At 40.5% G+C, this 18,366-nt stretch carries 15 protein-coding genes; 13 read left to right on the forward strand and 2 right to left on the reverse strand.

Going from position 1 to position 18,366, the window contains the following annotated elements; genetic code table 11:
• Positions 1 to 135: 135 nt before the first annotated feature.
• A complete protein-coding gene (locus HMPREF1517_RS06700; RefSeq protein WP_037600404.1) occupies positions 136 to 525 on the reverse strand; it encodes a hypothetical protein in 390 nt (129 codons plus the stop codon).
• A gap of 151 nt (positions 526 to 676) precedes the next feature.
• Here HMPREF1517_RS06700 and HMPREF1517_RS06705 point away from each other — a divergent pair, with 151 nt between their 5' ends.
• On the forward strand, positions 677 to 1,519 hold the full coding sequence (locus tag HMPREF1517_RS06705) for a Cof-type HAD-IIB family hydrolase (RefSeq protein WP_037600407.1): 843 nt from the start codon (positions 677 to 679) through the stop codon (positions 1,517 to 1,519).
• A gap of 37 nt (positions 1,520 to 1,556) precedes the next feature.
• Here the strand turns inward: HMPREF1517_RS06705 and HMPREF1517_RS06710 are convergent, their stop codons facing one another.
• Entirely contained in the window at positions 1,557 to 2,183 is a 627-nt protein-coding gene (locus HMPREF1517_RS06710; RefSeq protein ID WP_037600410.1) for a Pr6Pr family membrane protein, read from the reverse strand.
• Positions 2,184 to 2,292: 109 nt separating this feature from the next.
• On the opposite strand from HMPREF1517_RS06710, the gene HMPREF1517_RS06715 reads away from it, so the two are divergent.
• The 12 genes from HMPREF1517_RS06715 (at position 2,293) to HMPREF1517_RS06765 (ending at position 18,356) form a co-directional block, all read left to right on the forward strand.
• A complete protein-coding gene (locus HMPREF1517_RS06715) occupies positions 2,293 to 3,450 on the forward strand; it encodes an Mbeg1-like protein (RefSeq protein WP_037600412.1) in 1,158 nt (385 codons plus the stop codon).
• Between the two features lie 31 nt (positions 3,451 to 3,481).
• Positions 3,482 to 4,249, forward strand: a complete 768-nt coding sequence (locus HMPREF1517_RS06720; RefSeq protein ID WP_021144398.1) for an SDR family NAD(P)-dependent oxidoreductase — start codon at positions 3,482 to 3,484, stop codon at positions 4,247 to 4,249.
• Between the two features lie 9 nt (positions 4,250 to 4,258).
• Positions 4,259 to 4,390 carry a hypothetical protein gene (locus tag HMPREF1517_RS10720; protein ID WP_013990816.1) on the forward strand — a complete coding sequence of 44 codons (132 nt, stop codon included), beginning with the start codon at positions 4,259 to 4,261 and terminating at the stop codon, positions 4,388 to 4,390.
• A gap of 117 nt (positions 4,391 to 4,507) precedes the next feature.
• Positions 4,508 to 7,498: a type I restriction endonuclease subunit R gene (locus tag HMPREF1517_RS06725; protein WP_037600415.1), complete on the forward strand. Its 2,991-nt coding sequence runs from the start codon at positions 4,508 to 4,510 to the stop codon at positions 7,496 to 7,498.
• Positions 7,499 to 7,727: 229 nt separating this feature from the next.
• Complete coding sequence (locus tag HMPREF1517_RS06730) at positions 7,728 to 8,519, forward strand: DUF4393 domain-containing protein (protein WP_037600416.1); 792 nt, start codon at positions 7,728 to 7,730, stop codon at positions 8,517 to 8,519.
• On the forward strand, positions 8,516 to 9,754 hold the full coding sequence (locus tag HMPREF1517_RS06735; protein WP_037600418.1) for a restriction endonuclease subunit S: 1,239 nt from the start codon (positions 8,516 to 8,518) through the stop codon (positions 9,752 to 9,754). The genes HMPREF1517_RS06730 and HMPREF1517_RS06735 overlap by 4 nt, the downstream gene beginning before the upstream one ends.
• A 9-nt stretch (positions 9,755 to 9,763) precedes the next feature.
• Positions 9,764 to 10,288: a hypothetical protein gene (locus HMPREF1517_RS06740; RefSeq protein ID WP_037600420.1), complete on the forward strand. Its 525-nt coding sequence runs from the start codon at positions 9,764 to 9,766 to the stop codon at positions 10,286 to 10,288.
• A gap of 1 nt (position 10,289) precedes the next feature.
• Positions 10,290 to 11,108, forward strand: coding sequence for a hypothetical protein (locus HMPREF1517_RS06745; RefSeq protein ID WP_037600422.1), 819 nt, complete (start codon positions 10,290 to 10,292; stop codon positions 11,106 to 11,108).
• Between the two features lie 51 nt (positions 11,109 to 11,159).
• The gene (locus HMPREF1517_RS06750; RefSeq protein ID WP_037600424.1) at positions 11,160 to 11,891 is read left to right on the forward strand and encodes a hypothetical protein; all 732 of its coding nucleotides are present in this window, start codon (positions 11,160 to 11,162) and stop codon (positions 11,889 to 11,891) included.
• Between the two features lie 42 nt (positions 11,892 to 11,933).
• Positions 11,934 to 13,538, forward strand: coding sequence for a type I restriction-modification system subunit M (locus HMPREF1517_RS06755; RefSeq protein ID WP_037600426.1), 1,605 nt, complete (start codon positions 11,934 to 11,936; stop codon positions 13,536 to 13,538).
• 77 nt (positions 13,539 to 13,615) lie between these two features.
• Positions 13,616 to 14,527: an Rpn family recombination-promoting nuclease/putative transposase gene (locus HMPREF1517_RS06760; RefSeq protein WP_037600428.1), complete on the forward strand. Its 912-nt coding sequence runs from the start codon at positions 13,616 to 13,618 to the stop codon at positions 14,525 to 14,527.
• A gap of 532 nt (positions 14,528 to 15,059) precedes the next feature.
• Entirely contained in the window at positions 15,060 to 18,356 is a 3,297-nt protein-coding gene (locus HMPREF1517_RS06765; RefSeq protein WP_037600431.1) for a YSIRK-type signal peptide-containing protein, read from the forward strand.
• The last annotated feature ends 10 nt before the right edge of the window (positions 18,357 to 18,366 follow it).

Below are 18,366 nucleotides of genomic sequence, written 5' to 3' on the forward strand. Positions count from 1 at the left end.
CTGTGAGAGATATTAAAGTGACTGATTTCCAAAAAGCCTTTGTAGTGCTGACTTAGGCACATTTTATGAATAAAGGTGTTTTGAGCTATCCTTGAATTAAGTGAATTTTTCATTTATTAAAGCAAGAAATTTAGCTTAAAAGTCAGTTTCTTCCTTGAAACTAGCGCCACTAGTGGCATCAGACCAGGCGACAAGAGCTTGAGCAGAGTTATCCAGATAGGTCTTGAGAGGTTGCTTCAAATCATAAATAGTCTCCCAAAATCCTAGGACCTTTCCTTCGTTGTCGATAGCAGCTTGGTAGGTCTGGATGAGGACTTGATCAAAACTGTCTGTTGGAATCTGATAACTTCTTTCTTTGGTAGGAGATGCTAGAACTTCAGACATAATCCAATCGGGCAGATTTTCAGGCTCACGGGGGAAGAAACTACCGTCAGCGCCACCGTTGTCGTAGAGAAAGTTTCCTTGGGCATCATAGGCTGCTAATTTATAGGACAGGTGATTCAGTAGTGTTTTTAAATCATTCATATCTTCATCATAGCTTCTTTCAGGAGAAATGGCAATGCTTTGGATTGGAGACAATATTATCGTAGGATAGTATCAGTTTGTCTGAGGAAAGTATTATCTCTTGGAGCAGTATCAGGGTATAATAAAGTAAAAGAAGACTCGAGGTGAGAACATGTCAAAACTTATTTTTCTAGATGTTGATGGGACATTGGTGGATTATCATAACCGCATTCCAGAGTCAGCAGTAAAGGCAATTCGTCAGGCGCGTGAAAAGGGGCATCTGGTCTATGTTTGTACCGGACGTAGCAAGGCAGAAATGCAACCTGAATTATGGGAAATTGGCTTGGATGGGATGATTGGTGGCAATGGCTCTTATGTGGAGCATCATGGCCAAGTCCTCATGCATCAGCTGATTTCCAAGGAAGATGCAGCAAAGATTGTGGATTGGCTAACAGAGCGCCATCTTGCCTTTTATTTGGAGAGTAATAACGGCCTCTTTGCCAGTCCTGATTTTCGGGAGCGGGCGCGTGAGACACTTAAGACTTACGCTATTCAAAAGGGGCAATCTGCAGAGTCTGTTGAGGGTAAGGAACCAGAAGATTCCATTCATGGTCTCCAGTATGGTGGGGAACTCTACCGTGACGACCTAAACAAGGTCAGTTTCGTTTTGGAGTCCTACCAGGATCACTTGGATTCCAAAGAAGCTTTTCCACAGCTTGAAGCCCATACTTGGGGAGGACGAGGTGAAACAGCCTTATTTGGTGACTTGGGTGTTAAGGATATTAACAAGGCCCATGCCATTGATGTCCTTTTGGAACATTTAGGGGCTAAGCGTTCGGACACCATTGCTTTTGGTGATGCCAAGATTGATATCCCTATGTTGGAATACTGTGAGAGTGGTGTTGCCATGGGAAATGGTGGTCCAGAAATCTTGGCTATGGCAGACCTAGTCACAGACGATGTTGAAGCTGATGGCTTGTACAAAGCTTTTGATAAATTGGGCTTGTTGCAATAGAAAAAACTGAGTTCCTTTTTGGAGCTCAGTTTGTATTTTATGCTGGTTTACGACCGATAAATTTTTTCAAGAGATATAAGAGATAGCCAACAGCGATATACCCAGCACTGATGACCAGGACGTTTACCAAGACCTTGTTCCAACCAAATTTATTAACATTGATAAAGAAGTAGGCGAAGGGGCTATCTTTGGCACCTGGAATTGGGAGTTTTAGCACCAAGCCATTTAGAAGGGCAAAGGCAAAGTAAGACAGAGGGACCACGGACCAGTAAATTGGCTCACGTAGACGGTAGGCTTTCTTAGCATCGAAAATAAGGGTATCAAGCACCACCCCCCAAGGGACAATATAGTGGACCAAGAAGTTGCGGAGGGTCCAGAATTTCTCAGGTTCCGTAATAGGTGCCAAGAGGATATGATAGATGACTCCAGTGATGAGGATAGCCATGGTTACACCACCCTTGTAACGCAAGAGTTTGGTGTTGGTTGTCGCGTTCCCTTTTTTGAAGTCATAGATGATAAAGAAAATCAAACTAGAAAAGACAAGGATATTGGACAAAACAGTGTAATAGAGTAACATGCCCCAACCATCATCATGGATTTGGATAGAGACTCCTACCAGTCCACAAAGGGCTAGCAAGATACGGTAAAATCGTGAAATAGTCATAAGCTTCCTTTTCCTAATAAATAATCTCTCTTATCATATCACATTTTTCACTAACAATTTATTGAAAATTCTAGTAAAATCAAGGTAAGAAAGACTTTAAGGAGTAATGATGTCCAATTTAATCGATTATCTTGAAAAGGTTAAGGATTTGCCTTTCGACCAAGAGCCTCTTAATATTTTGGATAAGGTTTGCATCAATGAGATTGGCTACCTGACTTATGAAAAATGGCTCTCAGCAAGTGATTTGAAGGAAACCATCAATTTACATGACTATGCTGAAGGGAAGGACCTAAATCCCTATTATACCTTCATGGTGACTAAGGAACGTGTCGATTTGGCTGAAGCCATGGTCAGGTCTAGGCGTTTCACTGGACTTAATCTAAGTGACTACTGTAGTGTCTTGGACAAGGAAGTCGAAAAACAGTTTGCAGCTATGATTTTCAGTCTGCCTGAATTGGGCTACCAGCAGATTGTCTTTCGTGGGACAGATGATAGCGTTATTGGTTGGAAGGAGGATTTTCAGCTGACCTACAGTCGGGAAATTCCTGCCCATCGCTCAGCCATGGCCTTTCTGGAGAAGCACTTGCCAAACCTCAGTGGCCATATCGCTGTTTCTGGACATTCCAAGGGTGGCAATCTTGCCCTCTATTCGGCTGTTCAGAGTTCGACTGTCCTGCGTGAGAAAATAGCAGAGCTCTTGCTTCTGGATTCCCCGGGCTTGATGAAGCCCCTCTTAGAGAAGCCTTCTTACCAAGAGTTGAAAGCTAAGATGACGGTTATCAGACCTCAAGAATCTGTTGTAGGAGTCATGCTTTACTGGGATAAGGTCGCAAAGCTCGTAGCAGCAGATGGCATAGGCATTGCTCAACACAATGTCTTACTTTGGCAGGTTGACTTGGGAACAAATGATTTTGTTTATGTGGACCAGCCGACAGACTTGAGTCAACGCTTAAAAGAGACCTTCCAAGAATGGATTGAGACCTTGCCTAATCAAGAACTCAAGCAGGTTTGTGATTTGTTCTTTGATACCATTCTTGATTCTGGAATTGAAAGTCTGGATGATATTGGGATAAAAACTCTCCCTAAGCTAGGGCAACTGTTGCAAGAATTTGGCAATCTCTCGGACCAACAAAAGAAGGTCCTGCAAGATGGTTTCAACCAGTTACTCTGGATATTTTGGAAGTCGGGAAATAAGAAATCTAGCCGGCCCAAGCTAGAACTTCCTGATTTTATCAAGAAGTTGAGTGAATTAACCAACAACGATTAGTGGCAGCGGAATCATAGAAGTGGAGAATTTTATGCCTAAAAACGTATTGATTACAGGAGCAACATCAGGAATTGGCGAAGCAACAGCGCGTGCCTTTGCCAAAGAGGGAGAAAATCTCATCCTAACCGGTCGCCGTGTGGAGCGCTTAGAAGCTCTAAAAGAAGAGCTCCAAGCAACCTATCCAAATCAAAAAGTTTGGACCTTTGCCCTGGATGTCACAGATATGGCCATGGTCAAGGATGTTTGCCAAGCCATTCTAAAAAGTGTGGGGCAAGTCCATGTCTTGGTCAATAATGCAGGTCTGGCACTAGGTCTAACAGCTTATCAAGACTATGAGGAGTGGGACATGCTGACCATGCTCGACACCAATGTCAAGGGCTTGATGATGGTGACAAGTCAGATCTTGCCAAGCATGGTTGCTGCCAATGAGGGCCATATCATCAATATGGGCTCTACGGCGGGCATCTATGCCTATGCAGGTGCTGCCGTGTATTCAGCAACCAAGGCTGCAGTAAAAACTTTCAGTGATGGCTTGCGTATCGATACCATTGCCACAGATATCAAGGTGACAACCATTCAACCTGGTATCGTTGAGACCGACTTCTCTCAAGTTCGCTTTCACGGTGACAAGGACAAGGCAGCCAAAGTTTATCAAGGGGTAGAAGCCCTCCAGGCCCAAGATATTGCGGATGCTGTTCTCTACGTCACCAAACAACCACGACGTGTGCAGATTTCTGACATGACCATCATGGCAAACCAACAAGCTACAGGGTTTAACATTCATAGGGAGGAAGACTAGAAGGAGCTTATGAAGAATCACACTAATCCAGCCATCGGCAGTAGCTGGGAAGACTTGCAAACAAAACTCTTTAGCAAGGAAGAGATTGAAGCCAGTTACCAAAGAGTGGAAAAACTCATTCAGGAAAAAATGGGTAAATAAATGATAAAAACATGACCTTCGGGCTGTGTTTTTTTGTTCGAATTTTCCCAAAACTATGAAAGAACCCGTGAAAATGCTATAATGTAAGGGATTACGACAATGTTGAAAGGATAAGTCATGCCAGCAGTTACTCCAGAACTTGAGATAGAACGTCAATTAATCGAGCAATTAACCTCTGGTGAGAGCCAGTGGACCTATCGCCCAGACTTAAAAAATGAAGGTCAATTATGGAATAACTTTTTTGAGAAGTTAGCTCAGAATAACGTTACCCTACTAGCTGACCATCCCTTGACCGATCAGGAGAAGCGCCAAATCAAGAACCAGCTTAACTTCGTTAACTATTATGAAGCTGCTAAGTGGTTGGCGGGTGAAAATGGTATTGCCAAAGTCGAGGTACAGCGTGAAGATGCTAGCCTTGGGACTATCCGACTTTCTGTCATCTGGCGTGACAATATCGCTGCTGGGAAATCCAGTTACGAAGTGGTCAATCAAGTTGAACGTGACAAGGCCTATCCTCAAGATCAGGACCGTCGTTTAGATACAACCCTGATGATCAATGGCCTTCCTCTTATCCATATCGAGCTCAAGAGTCCTCGTGTGGCTTTTTTGGATGCCTTTCATCAAATCAAAAAGTATGACCGTGAAGGAAAGTTACGTGGCATCTATTCTGCCCTTCAGATGTTTGTTGTGACTAATAAGGTGGACACACGTTATATCGCAGCTGCACGAGAAGATAAGCTCAATAAACAATTCTTGACATCTTGGGTGGACAAAGATAATAAACCCATGACCAGTCTCATGGACTTTGCCCACGAAGTCCTGTCTATTCCACGTGCTCATCAGATGGTGATGCAGTACTCCGTTATTGATGATAGTAAAAAAGCTCTCATCCTCTTACGTCCTTATCAAATCCATGCCATCGAGTCTGTTCAAGATGCCTCTCGCCGTCAGGAATCAGGCTATATCTGGCATACCACAGGTTCTGGTAAGACCCTAACCTCCTACAAGGTGGCTCGCAACCTCTTGCAGATTCCAGCCATTCAAAAGACAATCTTCGTCGTGGACCGTAGGGACCTTGACCAGCAGACGACATCGTCCTTTCTTTCCTACGCTGCTAATGATGTCATCGATATCGACGAAACGGACAATACCCATGACTTGGTCAAGCGTTTGGCAGGAAATGATAAGCGTGTGATTGTGACGACTATCCAGAAAATCACAACCATGATGCGCAAGTTCCAAGAAGGTAAATACCAAAAGGATTCGGAGAAAATCAAGGACCTTCGTGTGGCTTTCGTTGTGGATGAATGTCACCGTGCGGTCACACCACAGACGCAAAAAGACATCAAAGGCTTTTTCCACAATTCGCTCTGGTATGGCTTTACAGGCACACCGATTTTCAAGGAAAATAAACGTAAGCAATTAGGTGATTTGGCACAAACCACCCACCAACAATATGGTGAACGCCTCCATGAGTATACGGTCAAAGAAGCCATCCATGACGGGGCAGTTCTGGGATTTAAGGTGGACTATCGTAATACCATTATTTCGCCGATTCCTGAAGAAGACCTTCCTGACTCTGTCTATGAAGATAAAGAGCACATGCTAGAAGTCTTGGATGCTATCCTAAACAAAAGTTATCAACAGTTGGGCTTCCCAAATGGTGAGGGTAAGACTTACGAGGCTATCTTAACCGTTAAGTCTATTCCACAGGCTCAGGCCTATTACAATCTGCTCAAGAGTATCAAGGCAGGACAGGAACGTGTCAAGGTGTCAGAGCGGGTTAAGCGCGTGCTACTTGACTTTCCAAAGGTGACAGTCACTTACTCAGTGTCGGAAAATGAAGAAGAATCTATCGGCTACCAAGAGCACATGAAGCAGGTCATGGACGATTACAATCAAGAGTATGGGACCCATTTTACTATGGCTGATTTACGTGGCTTTAACACGGATATCAATAATCGTTTAGCTAGAAAGTTAGACAAATACATTCCCCGTAAAGAGCAGTTGGATTTGGTCATCGTTGTAGACCGTCTTTTGACCGGTTTTGATGCCCCTTGTCTATCCACTCTCTTCATCGACCGTAAGCCCATGCGTCCACAGGATTTGATTCAAGCCTTTAGCCGTACCAACCGCATCTTTGACAGTAAAAAGCGTTATGGCCATATCATCACCTTCCAAAGGCCACAGGCCTTTAAAGAGGCTGTGGATAACGCCCTTAGACTCTACTCAAACGGTGGTGAAAATGACGTCACTGCCCCAGACTGGGCAGAAGAAAAAGCTAACTTTATCCAAGCCTGGATAGACTTTCAAGTAAAAGTGGAAGATGTGGAAAACTATGTCATCACGATTGAGCAGGCCACTAGCCCACAACTCCGTCGCATTGCCAAGGCTTACCAAACCTTTGACAAGTATCTAGCATCTATCCGTGTCTATAGCGAATACGATGAAGCGGCTATCTATGCAGAAACTGGCTTATCAGATGAGAAGCTCGAAACCTATCTAGGAATCTATCAGAATATCCTAGCAGAGCTAAAAAGCCGAGCTGAAGACGATGGTGATGACAATCTCTTTGACATCCACTACGAACTTGAATCTGTCCAAGTTGACGAGATTAACTACGCTTACATCCTGACCCTGATTCAAAGTATGATTCAGCAGGAAGAGGATAGTCCACAGTCTCTCAGTGACAAGGACATCGAAACTGTTGATAACTATATCCAGAGTCTGGAGAGGACTAATCCTAAATTAGCCGAAATCATCCGAAACCTGTGGAAAGAAGTCCAAGCCAATCCTAAAGATTACCAAGGACAATCTATCACTGGCGTCTTGGACACTATGATTGAAGCCATTATCGACGACCATCTCAAACGCTTTGCCAGAGAATGGTATGTCGGACTCGATGAACTTCGTTACTATGTCCAACACTATCGTAAAGGTGCTAAGAAACAATCTGGAGAAAGTCAGCTCACTAAGAGCCAACGTTATAAAGACTACAAAGCAGAAACAGCTGATGCCCTCAACCCGCTCAGCTACAAAAAATACATCAAAGAAGCCTACACCAAACTCATTGAAGAAGTTATTGAACCGTTGAGAGTGGGGAGGTAGAGTGGAAAAGTATTAGAAGGATTTATTCATGAAGAAGAACGGCTATGCGAGGAGATTTAATGGTGGAAGAATCATCTAATGAAATATTCAAGAGAATTAATTAGATTTGACTCTGTGAAAGTAAAAGAAAAATATCAGATGCTAGAAGTCGAAGAAATTTCTTGGTATAGTTTTGAACACTATAGAGCGATAAATTTTTATTTGTTAGTTTAAATTTTAGAGGTGTCTAATGGTTGATGAAGAAGATATTATTAAAATAGGTAAGGAGATAATTCCGAATATTTATGACGATGGTGCTAAACCGGCTATAAAGGAAATGGGAAATTTTATTGCGAGGCCACTTAAACTGATTAATACTCTTTTTCAGCCACTAGATGTGTGGTTACTTAATAAAGAGTATAATTTAGAAAAAACTAAAGTACTTTTGGCTGAACGATTAAAACATGTTGCGGAAAATGAGTTAGTGAGTCCTGCACCATATGTTGCTTTGCCTGCTATTGCTGCACTCTCATATTCTATGGATAGTGAAGAACTTAGGGATTTATATGCAAATTTATTATCAAAAGCAATGGTATTAGGCACGAAAGATAAAGTCCATCCTTCCTTTGTTGAAATAATAAAACAGTTGAGTCCGCTAGATGCGATTGTGTTTAAAGAAATTATGGAGAGTTCAATCAAACCAATTATTGATTTATATATTTGTAATATCGATGACAAGTCTGAAATCGTTACAATTGAAAATATTACATGGCTAGATAGAGACTATGAAGTTGTTGTGGTTGCATTAGCAAATTTGGCTAGACTAGGTTTGATTGAAATTCCTGATGACTATAACTATAATAATGACTCGAATTATAATTTAGTACGTTTGTCCTCAACGTATAAAAAAATATATGAAACATTGAATTGCGAAATAAGAACAATTGAGTTGAATAATCTTGAAGTTAAAGAAAGGAAAAAATTTATAAAGTTAAATGCCCTTTCGGAGACTTTTTATAAAATATGTGTTTGTGAATTATGAAAAAAGAGAAAATTCCTTATATTAGGTTCAAAAAATTTGAACAAAATTGGTTTATGATATGTTTAAATAAAATATCAAAATCTATCGAATATGGTTTAAATGCTTCTGCAAAAGATTTTGATGGTATTCATAAATATCTTAGAATTACAGATATAGATGATGCTTCTAGATTATTTTTAACTGATAAACTTAGTTCTCCTGATATAAATTTTACTGTGGGAGATTATGAAAACTACAAATTGCAGAAAAATGATCTTCTATTCGCACGTACTGGTGCAAGTGTTGGGAAAACCTATTTATACAGAAAAACAGATGGTGAAGTCTATTATGCTGGATTCTTAATCAGAGCAAGATTACGTGATTCATATGACGGGAATTTTGTTTTTCAACAGACGCTTACCGATAAGTATAAGCAATTTATTGAAATCACATCTCAACGGTCAGGTCAACCTGGGGTTAATGGGAAAGAATATGGAGAGTGGAAGATTGGCATGACATCCTACCACGAACAATCTGCCATTGGCTCTCTCTTTCGCACCCTTGACGACCTTCTGGCGAGCTACAAGGACAACCTCGCCAACTACCAATCACTCAAGGCAACCATGCTCTCCAAAATGTTACCAAAAGCTGGACAAACAATTCCTGAGATTCGTTTGGATGGATTTGAAGATGAGTGGAGAAAGTGTTACTTGGGTAGTATTTTTGAACAAGTATCAAATTATATTGAACCTTCTGTAGACAATGAGTTATGGAGTTTAACAGTTGAGAAAGGGCTAACACCCAAAACGGATCGGTATAAAAGAGATTTCTTGGTAAAAAAGAACGATAAATTTAAAAAGGTGGATATAAATGAGTTTGTTTACAATCCAATGAATCTTACGTTAGGTGCTTTGGATTTAAATAATAATAAAATTACTATTTCAGTCTCTGGTTATTATGTTGTGATGAAAAATAAAGATGTAGAAAAATTTGATAATGATTTTTTAAAAATTCTATTGAAAACAACGTATGCAATTTATCAATATAAACAGTTTGCTACAGGAACTCTAATCGAAAAACAACGTGTACAGTTTCCGACTTTTTCAGAGATTCCATTTTATTTACCAACAATAGATGAACAACAAGTCATCGGTGCCTATTTCTCAAAACTTGACCAGCTTATCACTTCTTATCAAGATAAAATCACTCAGCTTGAGACTTTGAAAAAGAAACTATTGCAAGATATGTTTATTTGAGGTTCCCCAATGAAACTTTTAGAAAGATTCTTTTTATCGTTAAGTTCTTTTTTTCCTGGTTTAATTTTGTTTATTTTTACTATAAATATTTGTCCAAATGTTGAAAGTTTAATGATGAGTCTTATTAAAATATTTATTTTGATTTCAGTTATGCTAGTAGTTGCATTCGTATCACTGAAATATTTTGAAGAAAAGGAAATATCTGATACAGCTACCATCGTCTCGATTCAACCGGTTGAGCATGAAATTATTCCAACGTATATAGGTTTGTTTGTTATAATGGTTGGTTTGGGCAGTTTAAGTTTTATTTATCAAATATTTATTGTTATTTTTATATTTGCGATATGGTTTATTTTAATGGAAAAATCTTATTATTTCAATCTTATATGGTTGTTAAAATATAGGTATTATAAGGTACAAGATGAGATTGGTAATACTTATATAATTTACAGTAAGAGAAATGATGTAAAAGAAGTTGGTAACATTCAGAAATTAGTAAGAATAAATAATTTTACGTTTTTGGAGAAGGAGTAGTATGATATTAGTAAAAATTGGAACTAGCATTCGAAAACTAGATAAATCTGATGATATACCTGAGTTAAATGTACCTAACATTGATTCCTGTAAACTGTTTAATCCAGAAGAAATACTTGAGGAGGATGAATGGTTTTATATAGTAATTGATGAAGAACACACATCCATGATTACTGATTATAGTAAATATTTTTCCAGTACATGTAGTACTAATGGTGTAACTAAATCTGAGTTTTCGGAAATTAATTTGATCTTTAAAAATTTTAATCAAGAAATTGTTTTTCAAAAAATAACAAAATCGAAGAGAATGGTTGACAAGTCTATTTTGAGCTGGAGAGCAAAAAAAGGAAAAGCCGAAAGAACAGTAATTGAAGATGGTATCGAACTTAAATCAGAGTGTGATGCTTATTTCGATGGTATAAACAAACTGTACTTTAAAAACTTTCGAACAATAAATGGGTTATTTAAAAATATAGATGATTATTATCGTGTGGCTAATAGTATAGAGATAGATAACTTCAAGCAATTTGATATAATAAAATTTACCTCAGATTTTGAAATAAAAACTAACAATTTAAGGATGCTAGCACTTTTAGAAGATGATGAAGACCTTGACTTAAGTGATAATTCGCTGAAAAGTACTTTATTAACTTCTTACTCAAAATACCCGCAACAAGAATTTAAAGAAGAAAATGGAGTTTTTATTATTAATTCAAATAAGAGCTTAACTTGCTTTTTAAAATTAGTTTTGGGTAGGCTCTATACGAATCCAATTACTCAGCATCAAATGGAAGCCAATTATGCTCGTAAATTAAATTAATTATTACATTAGGTTGTAACAAAGAAAAGCAAGGTATCAGTAACACAACGTATTAAACAGATTAAGCAGCCTCGTGGTGGTTATCTGCCTGTTAAGACTTTTACAGTGACGACGTTTGATGATAGTCAGGTTCTTAATCCTGAGGAGTCTATTGCGGCTAGTTTGGTTGGGACTGCTGTGGACTATCTCAGTCGTTTCATGGATGGCACAGCTGCTGAGGAAGCTTTTGAGATTTCCTTGCTTGGTGCTAGGGCCATGAGGATGGAGTCTAAGGCTTTTGATCTTCTGGATGATGTCGAGGGGCTAGACGATTTGTCGATTACTAAGGCTTGTCAGTTGGTAGGTTTTGATAGTGCCTTTCGTGCGGGTCCTCTGTTTTATCGTCCAGTGGAGGGGATTGTTCCAGATCAGGCTACTATTGCTAATATTCGTATCATGGTTGAGCGTAGTTTGAGCTTTTTCAAGGCCTTTGGTCCTGTGACTGCGGATGGTTTTACCATGGAAGGGGCTTATACGGCTACCATAACGACTGGTGATGGGGATTTCCTAACCAAAGATACCCTTTGGGACTTAAAAGTCACAACAGGTAAGCCCAACAAGGACCATACCTTGCAGCTACTGATTTACTATCTCATGGGTAGGCGTTCGATTCATCCAGAGTTTCAAACCATTGAAAAACTAGGCATTTTCAACCCACGTCAAAACACTATTTACCAACTTCCTATTTTCAAGATTTCATATCAAGTCATCAAGGAAGTGGAAGTAAACGTGATTGGCTATTAGAACTAATAGGATAACATTTAAAAATACAAAGAAAGAAACATTATGTCAGAAACAACACAAACCTCCCAGTCGCTCTACCAAGCTCTGTGGAACTCAGCGGATGTGCTCCGCTCTAAAATGGATGCTAATGACTATAAGTCTTATCTCTTGGGCATGGTCTTTTACAAGTATTTGTCGGACAAGATGCTCTTTTTCGTGGCAGAGACCATGGAGAAAGAGACAGAGAGCTTGGAAGAGGCATTGGCGGTCTATCGTAAATACTACGAGGACGAGGAGACTCACGAGGAGCTCTTGGAAGTTATCACTGATGAGATGAGTTATGCCATTCATCCTGACTTGACCTTTACGGCTTTAGTGGAGCGAGTGAACGATGGAAGCTTTCAGTTAGAGGACTTGGCTCAGGGCTTCCGTGATATTGAGCAGAGTGACGAGCTTTATGAAAACCTTTTTGAAGACATCGACCTTTACTCTAAGAAACTTGGAGCGACTCCTCAAAAGCAAAACCAGACAGTTGCGGCTGTAATGAAAGAGTTGGCGGTCCTAGATGTGGCAGGTCATGCGGGCGATATGCTTGGGGATGCTTACGAGTATTTGATAGGTCAGTTTGCGACCGACTCTGGTAAGAAGGCAGGAGAGTTCTATACGCCCCAGCCTGTAGCCAAGCTCATGACTCAGATTGCCTTTTTAGGTCGTGAGGACAAGCAAGGCTTTACCCTTTATGATGCGACTATGGGGTCAGGATCGCTCTTGCTTAATGCCAAACGCTATTCACGTCAACCACAGACAGTGGTTTACTTTGGTCAAGAGTTGAACACCTCAACTTATAACCTGGCACGTATGAACATGATTCTGCACGGTGTGCCGATTGAAAACCAGTTTTTACACAACGCTGATACCTTGGATGAAGATTGGCCAACCCAAGAGCCGACTAACTTTGACGGTGTTCTCATGAACCCACCTTATTCAGCCAAGTGGTCTGCTAGCTCAGGTTTCATGGATGACCCCCGATTCTCACCATTTGGGAAACTAGCACCTAAGTCTAAGGCTGATTTTGCCTTCCTCTTGCATGGTTACTATCACTTGAAGCAAGACAATGGTGTCATGGCCATCGTCCTACCTCATGGGGTGCTCTTCCGCGGTAATGCTGAAGGGACCATTCGTAAGGCTTTGTTGGAAGAAGGTGCTATTGATACGGTAATCGGACTGCCTGCTAATATTTTCTTTAATACCAGTATTCCAACGACGGTCATTATTCTCAAAAAGAACCGCACCAATCGTGATGTTTACTTTATCGATGCCTCTAAGGAGTTTGATAAGGGAAAAAATCAGAACATCATGACGGATGCTCATATTGGGAAGATTCTCAATGCCTATAAGAGCCGAGAGGATATGGACAAGTTTGCCCATCTGGCTAGCTTTGAAGAGATTGTGGAAAATGACTATAACCTTAATATTCCTCGCTATGTGGATACCTTTGAGGAAGAAGAAGTGGAGCCCTTGACCGAGATTGTGGCTAAGATTAACGAGACTAATGCGACAATCGAAAGTCAGACAGCATCCCTTCTTGATATGCTTGGTCAGCTTCATGGAACGATCAAAGAAGCAGACGAAGAACTCAAGGCTTTTGTGGAAGCATTTAAGGGGTAGTTGCAAGCTTTCATTTACTTTTTCCGAATAGTAGAAGTAGAGGGGCCAACCCTCTATTTTTTCTTAAGGAGAGGTAAATGGAAAAAAGACACAAGCATGTCTCACCGACCTTGGATATTATGGCTAAGAAGATTTTTAGCCTGCCTGAGGTGACGGTGGCATTTATTCGAGATATTTTGGATTTAGATGTTGTGGATGCTCAGATTTTGGAGGGAACACAGCTTCATAAAAAGGACTTTGACGAGGATGAGCTCTTTTCAACCTCGGTGGATGTTCGAGCCAAGTTGAATGATGGAACCGAGGTTATCATTGAGATTCAGGTGCGTAAGCAGCATTATTTTCTCAATCGTTTTCATTATTATTTGGCTAATCAGCTGGTGGAAAATGTACAACACTTACGTCAACAAGGACAAACGCATAAGATGTATGAGCAGATGGAGCCGGTTTATGGCATAGCTATCTTGGAAAAGACCTTGTTGCCAGATGAGGAGTCCCCGATTAATACTTATTGGATGGCCAATAGTCGGACGGGCAAGCCTCTGCATTCTTTCTATAAGGATGGGAAACAGCAGAACCTTCTTCAGATTGCCTTTTTAGAGTTGGATAAGTATAATAAAGATAAGCATATCAGGGATGAAGGGCGGCAGTGGCTAGAGTTCTTTGGAAATCTCCCATTTTCTAAGGCACCTAGCCGAGCGGTCACGCATGCCGATTCATTACTGGATTCATCCAGCTGGACACAGGAGGAAAAGGCGATGATTGATGAACGCATACGTATTCAAGAAAATTATGACATGACCATGGAAACAGCAATTGATGAAGCGCGTGAAGAAGGCATAGAGAAAGGGTTAGAGCAGGGACTAGAGCGAGGTCGTTATGAGGGACAACTAGAAATGATTCGTAAGATGCTCTCAAAAGGTCTATCTCTAGAAGTTGTCTCAGATGTGACTGGTCTATCGCTTGAAGAATTAGAGGGATTGTTATCGTAAAATCTAGTTAGGTTAGTTATTTTTTTGAAAAATCAGAGACAGATTATTGTCTCTTTTTTTATTTTTGGGTGTTTAACATTTGTAATACTAAAACATTCGGAAAATAATACTTTGAAGCGTAAAATTAAAAAAGACTGTCAAACGTTTGACAGCAATCTGAGAAAACAAATTTAAAACATTTTGATTGTTTTGCCTGATAACTCTTGCTAAATAAGCCTTTATGGAAATTTAGAGTTTTTTCTTTCTTACACGTGAAAGAAATCACCTTTTTGTGCGACATTTTTAGACTATAATTTAGACGTGAATGACTGAACTTTCTAATATGACAATTTTGTTAAGGCCTTGTTAAAATGGATAGCCTAGCCTTTTTTTTTACTTTTTCATCCCTTATAATTTACTTTGGTTTGTTTTTAATAAGAAAAACAACAGCATTATTAACAATCTTTAATATGAGGGAATCTTTATTTTATTTCAAAGGACGGCTTGGTCCTAAGATAGAGAGATTGTGAAAAAAAGTATCAGGAGAATAGACTTGTTTAAAGAAAGAAAAACGAAACCAAAGTACAGCATCCGTAAATATTCCATTGGGGCAGCATCAGCTTTGATTGGCTTTATGGCTCTTGCCAATGGGCAAGCAGCTCAGGCTGATGAGGCACAAACGATTAGTGATTTGACTGATGCTTCAAATCAGGCACAGACACCTCAAACAGCCTCAAAGGCACAATTGGCGACTTCCGAACCAGCATCAGTTGAGACTGTGCAAGCGTCACAGCCTGCCAATATTATGCCAGCTCAGCCACAGGTAACAACTGTTCAAGCAGCTGAACAGACTCCGACCATTGATCAATTGGTTGAGGCAAGCAACTCACAAAATCAAGAAACTTCAGCAAATGTCTTAACCAATGCGAGTGAGGACCAAGGTCAAGGCAAGGAGTACAGCACTGATGGTTACGGTGCAAAGATGCCTTATACGACTCATGAGGCAGAGAATGCAAGTGTTGAAAATGGTGCTACAATTCAACAGTCAACGGACATGGAATCTACGGCTGTGGAAGCGACTAACCAAACTTATGTTGAGCTTCCTAAAAAGGATGCGGCAGTTACTTTCAATGTCACTGAGCCAGCCAATGCTTTGAATGTCCGTTATACAATACCTGATGGTGCATCAGGTCAGTTGGATGTGCAGGTCAATGGTTCAAGCGTTGGTAATCTTGATTTGTCATCTCACTCAGCATGGCAGTACCTTAAAGGGGACCATGAGTATGATCAAGCCATTGATGGTTCAAGTGCACGTTTTCGTTTTGATGAGACACGTCTTCTCCTAAAGGATATCCAATTGAAATCTGGAGATAAGATTTCTCTAGTTAAGAAGAAAGATGACAATGTCCCTTACGGTATTGACTTTATTGAGCTTGAACAGGCTCCAGCGCCTGTTGCCCAAGGTGAAAATAGTATCAGTATCGTGGATAAGGGTGCATCTGCCAATGATGATAGTGATGACACTGCTGCCCTACTTGCGGCTGTGGAAGAAGCTAAAGCCAGCGGAAAATCTGTCTATATTCCAGAAGGACGTTTCAATTTTGATAAACAGGTTAATATCGAAGCTGATAATCTAAAAATCTCAGGTGCCGGTGTTTGGCATACACAACTACACTTTACAAGTGACAAACGCTATGGTGGTGGTATTGTCTTCGGTCATAACAGTAATGGCATTGAGTTGAGCAATCTTTATATGGATTCCAACTTGACGTCTCGTTATAACGAAGATGCACAGTACAAGGCTATTTCGGGAACACTTGGTAAGGATTCGAAAATTCACGATATCTGGGTTCAGCACTTTGAAGTCGGTATGTGGATTGGAGACTACGACCAGACGGGAAATATGAAGTATACGGACGGTCTTGTTGTTGAAAACGCTCGTATCCGTAATAACTTGGCTGATGGGATTAACTTTGCTCAAGGAACCAAGAATTCAACGGTTAAAAACTCTAACATCCGTGGGAATGGTGATGATGGTTTGGCTATCTGGTCAAGTATTTCAGATGGGACAAATGCCGCAGCCGAGGAAAATAATAAATTCCTCAACAACACCATTGAATCAGGCTGGCGTGCGGCTGGTATCGGTATTTTTGGTGGTAAGGGTCATGAAATCTCAGGAAACCTCATCAAGGACGTCTTTGCTGGAGCAGGTATCCGCGTAAACACAGTCTTTGCAGGCCACAATTTTGACCTCAATGATTCTGGAATTAAGATTCATGACAATACCATTCTACGTTCAGGGACAACTAATGACCTCTATAACCTCCATCGTGGTGCCATTGATTTCCAACAAGTTCGTGGAACAATCAAGAATGTTGATATCTACGATAATAAGCTATTGAATACCTTGGATGAGCCGGTGATTACCAAAAACTTTGAGATGGGTGACAATGGTAATGGAGAAATCCGTTTATCAAATAATACGATTGACAATAAGGCGACGATTGTTGGAGCTGTTTCAACAGTTTCTCCAACAAAACCTGAACCAAAGCCTGTCAATAATCCAGTCTCAGAGACTTCAGTTTCCGAATCGCCAAAGAGTGAGGTAAGTTCATCAGCACCAGTTTCAGAAACACCAAAGAGTGAGGAAACCTCAAGCGCCCCAGTTTCCGAAGCATCAAACAGTGAAGTTATTTCCGAAACTTCAGCATCAGAAACACCGAAAAGTGAAGCAAGTTCAAGCACTCCAGTTTCAGAAGCATCAAACAGTGAAGTAGCTTCCGAGACTTCAGTTTCAGAAACACCAAAGAGTGAAGCAGGTTCAAGCACCCCAGTTTCAGAAGCATCAAACAGTGAAGTGGTATCCGAGACATCAGCATCAGAAACCCCAAAGAGTGAGGAAAGTTCAAGCACTCCAGTTTCTGAAGCATCAACTAGTGAAGTGATCTCAGAGTCTTCAGTTTCAGGAACACCAAAGAGTGAGGAAAGTTCATCAGCCCCAGTTTCCGAGACTTCTAACAGTGAAGTAATCTCAGAGTCTTCAGTTTCAGAAACACCAAAGAGTGAGGTAGGTTCAAGCACTCCAGTTTCCGAAGCATCAACTAGTGAAGTAGTTTCTGAGACTTCAACATCAGAAACCCCAAAGAGTGAGGCAAGCTCAACTGCTCCAGCCTCTGAGTCACCAAATAATGAGGAAACTTCGGTAGCTTCATCTACTAGTCAGGTTGACGTAGCAATTACTTCTGACAGCCCAGAGAAATCTCCAACTTCAGAAAGTACACAAAAGGATCCGATTAGCGAGGTTTCTTCAGAAGTTATTGAAAAAGGTTCAACAAGTCAGGTCGATGTCAAAGTTTCTGAAGCTCCAACAACAGCACGTACATCTGAAGTTGTCAGCATCTCGCCAAATAGTCAAGTCGCTTATAACAATGACCTAAAAATCTCTGTAACAAGCAGTCAGCTCGCCTCAGAAGCTATTCGCTTTAATTCTCTTTTGACTGAGAAGTCTGTGGATGTGATTGCAAGTAAAGTCATGGCGGTTATGGCCTCTGAAACATTAGCTTCAGAAGCGGCATCACTTACGAGCTCTGAAGGTGTTGCCAAAGAGATTAGCAGTGATTTGTCAGAATTGGCGGAAAGCCAGAAGGATGACACACCTAAGAATGTCGCCCGTATTGATAAAGCAACTGAGGCAAAACAGGTAGCCAAGAGTTCTGAAAGCCAAGCTAGCACTTCAAAAGAAAAAGGTAAGTCTAATACGACAACGGTCTTCCTTCTTGTCGGAGTTGCTGCAGCACTAAGTATATCTACAGTTTATCTTACAAAACAAGGTAAAAAAGCAGGTAAATAATAGGTAAGAA

It is taken from the genome of Streptococcus sp. ACS2 (genome assembly GCF_000525585.1).
Lineage (GTDB): Bacteria > Bacillota > Bacilli > Lactobacillales > Streptococcaceae > Streptococcus.

Coding starts and splice junctions, on each gene's coding strand:
- HMPREF1517_RS06700 (WP_037600404.1), bottom strand. CDS start 525: ATGAATGATTTAAAAACACTACTGAATCACCTGTCCTATAAATTAGCA.
- HMPREF1517_RS06705 (WP_037600407.1), top strand. CDS start 677: ATGTCAAAACTTATTTTTCTAGATGTTGATGGGACATTGGTGGATTAT.
- HMPREF1517_RS06710 (WP_037600410.1), bottom strand. CDS start 2,183: ATGACTATTTCACGATTTTACCGTATCTTGCTAGCCCTTTGTGGACTG.
- HMPREF1517_RS06715 (WP_037600412.1), top strand. CDS start 2,293: ATGTCCAATTTAATCGATTATCTTGAAAAGGTTAAGGATTTGCCTTTC.
- HMPREF1517_RS06720 (WP_021144398.1), top strand. CDS start 3,482: ATGCCTAAAAACGTATTGATTACAGGAGCAACATCAGGAATTGGCGAA.
- HMPREF1517_RS10720 (WP_013990816.1), top strand. CDS start 4,259: ATGAAGAATCACACTAATCCAGCCATCGGCAGTAGCTGGGAAGACTTG.
- HMPREF1517_RS06725 (WP_037600415.1), top strand. CDS start 4,508: ATGCCAGCAGTTACTCCAGAACTTGAGATAGAACGTCAATTAATCGAG.
- HMPREF1517_RS06730 (WP_037600416.1), top strand. CDS start 7,728: ATGGTTGATGAAGAAGATATTATTAAAATAGGTAAGGAGATAATTCCG.
- HMPREF1517_RS06735 (WP_037600418.1), top strand. CDS start 8,516: ATGAAAAAAGAGAAAATTCCTTATATTAGGTTCAAAAAATTTGAACAA.
- HMPREF1517_RS06740 (WP_037600420.1), top strand. CDS start 9,764: ATGAAACTTTTAGAAAGATTCTTTTTATCGTTAAGTTCTTTTTTTCCT.
- HMPREF1517_RS06745 (WP_037600422.1), top strand. CDS start 10,290: ATGATATTAGTAAAAATTGGAACTAGCATTCGAAAACTAGATAAATCT.
- HMPREF1517_RS06755 (WP_037600426.1), top strand. CDS start 11,934: ATGTCAGAAACAACACAAACCTCCCAGTCGCTCTACCAAGCTCTGTGG.
- HMPREF1517_RS06760 (WP_037600428.1), top strand. CDS start 13,616: ATGGAAAAAAGACACAAGCATGTCTCACCGACCTTGGATATTATGGCT.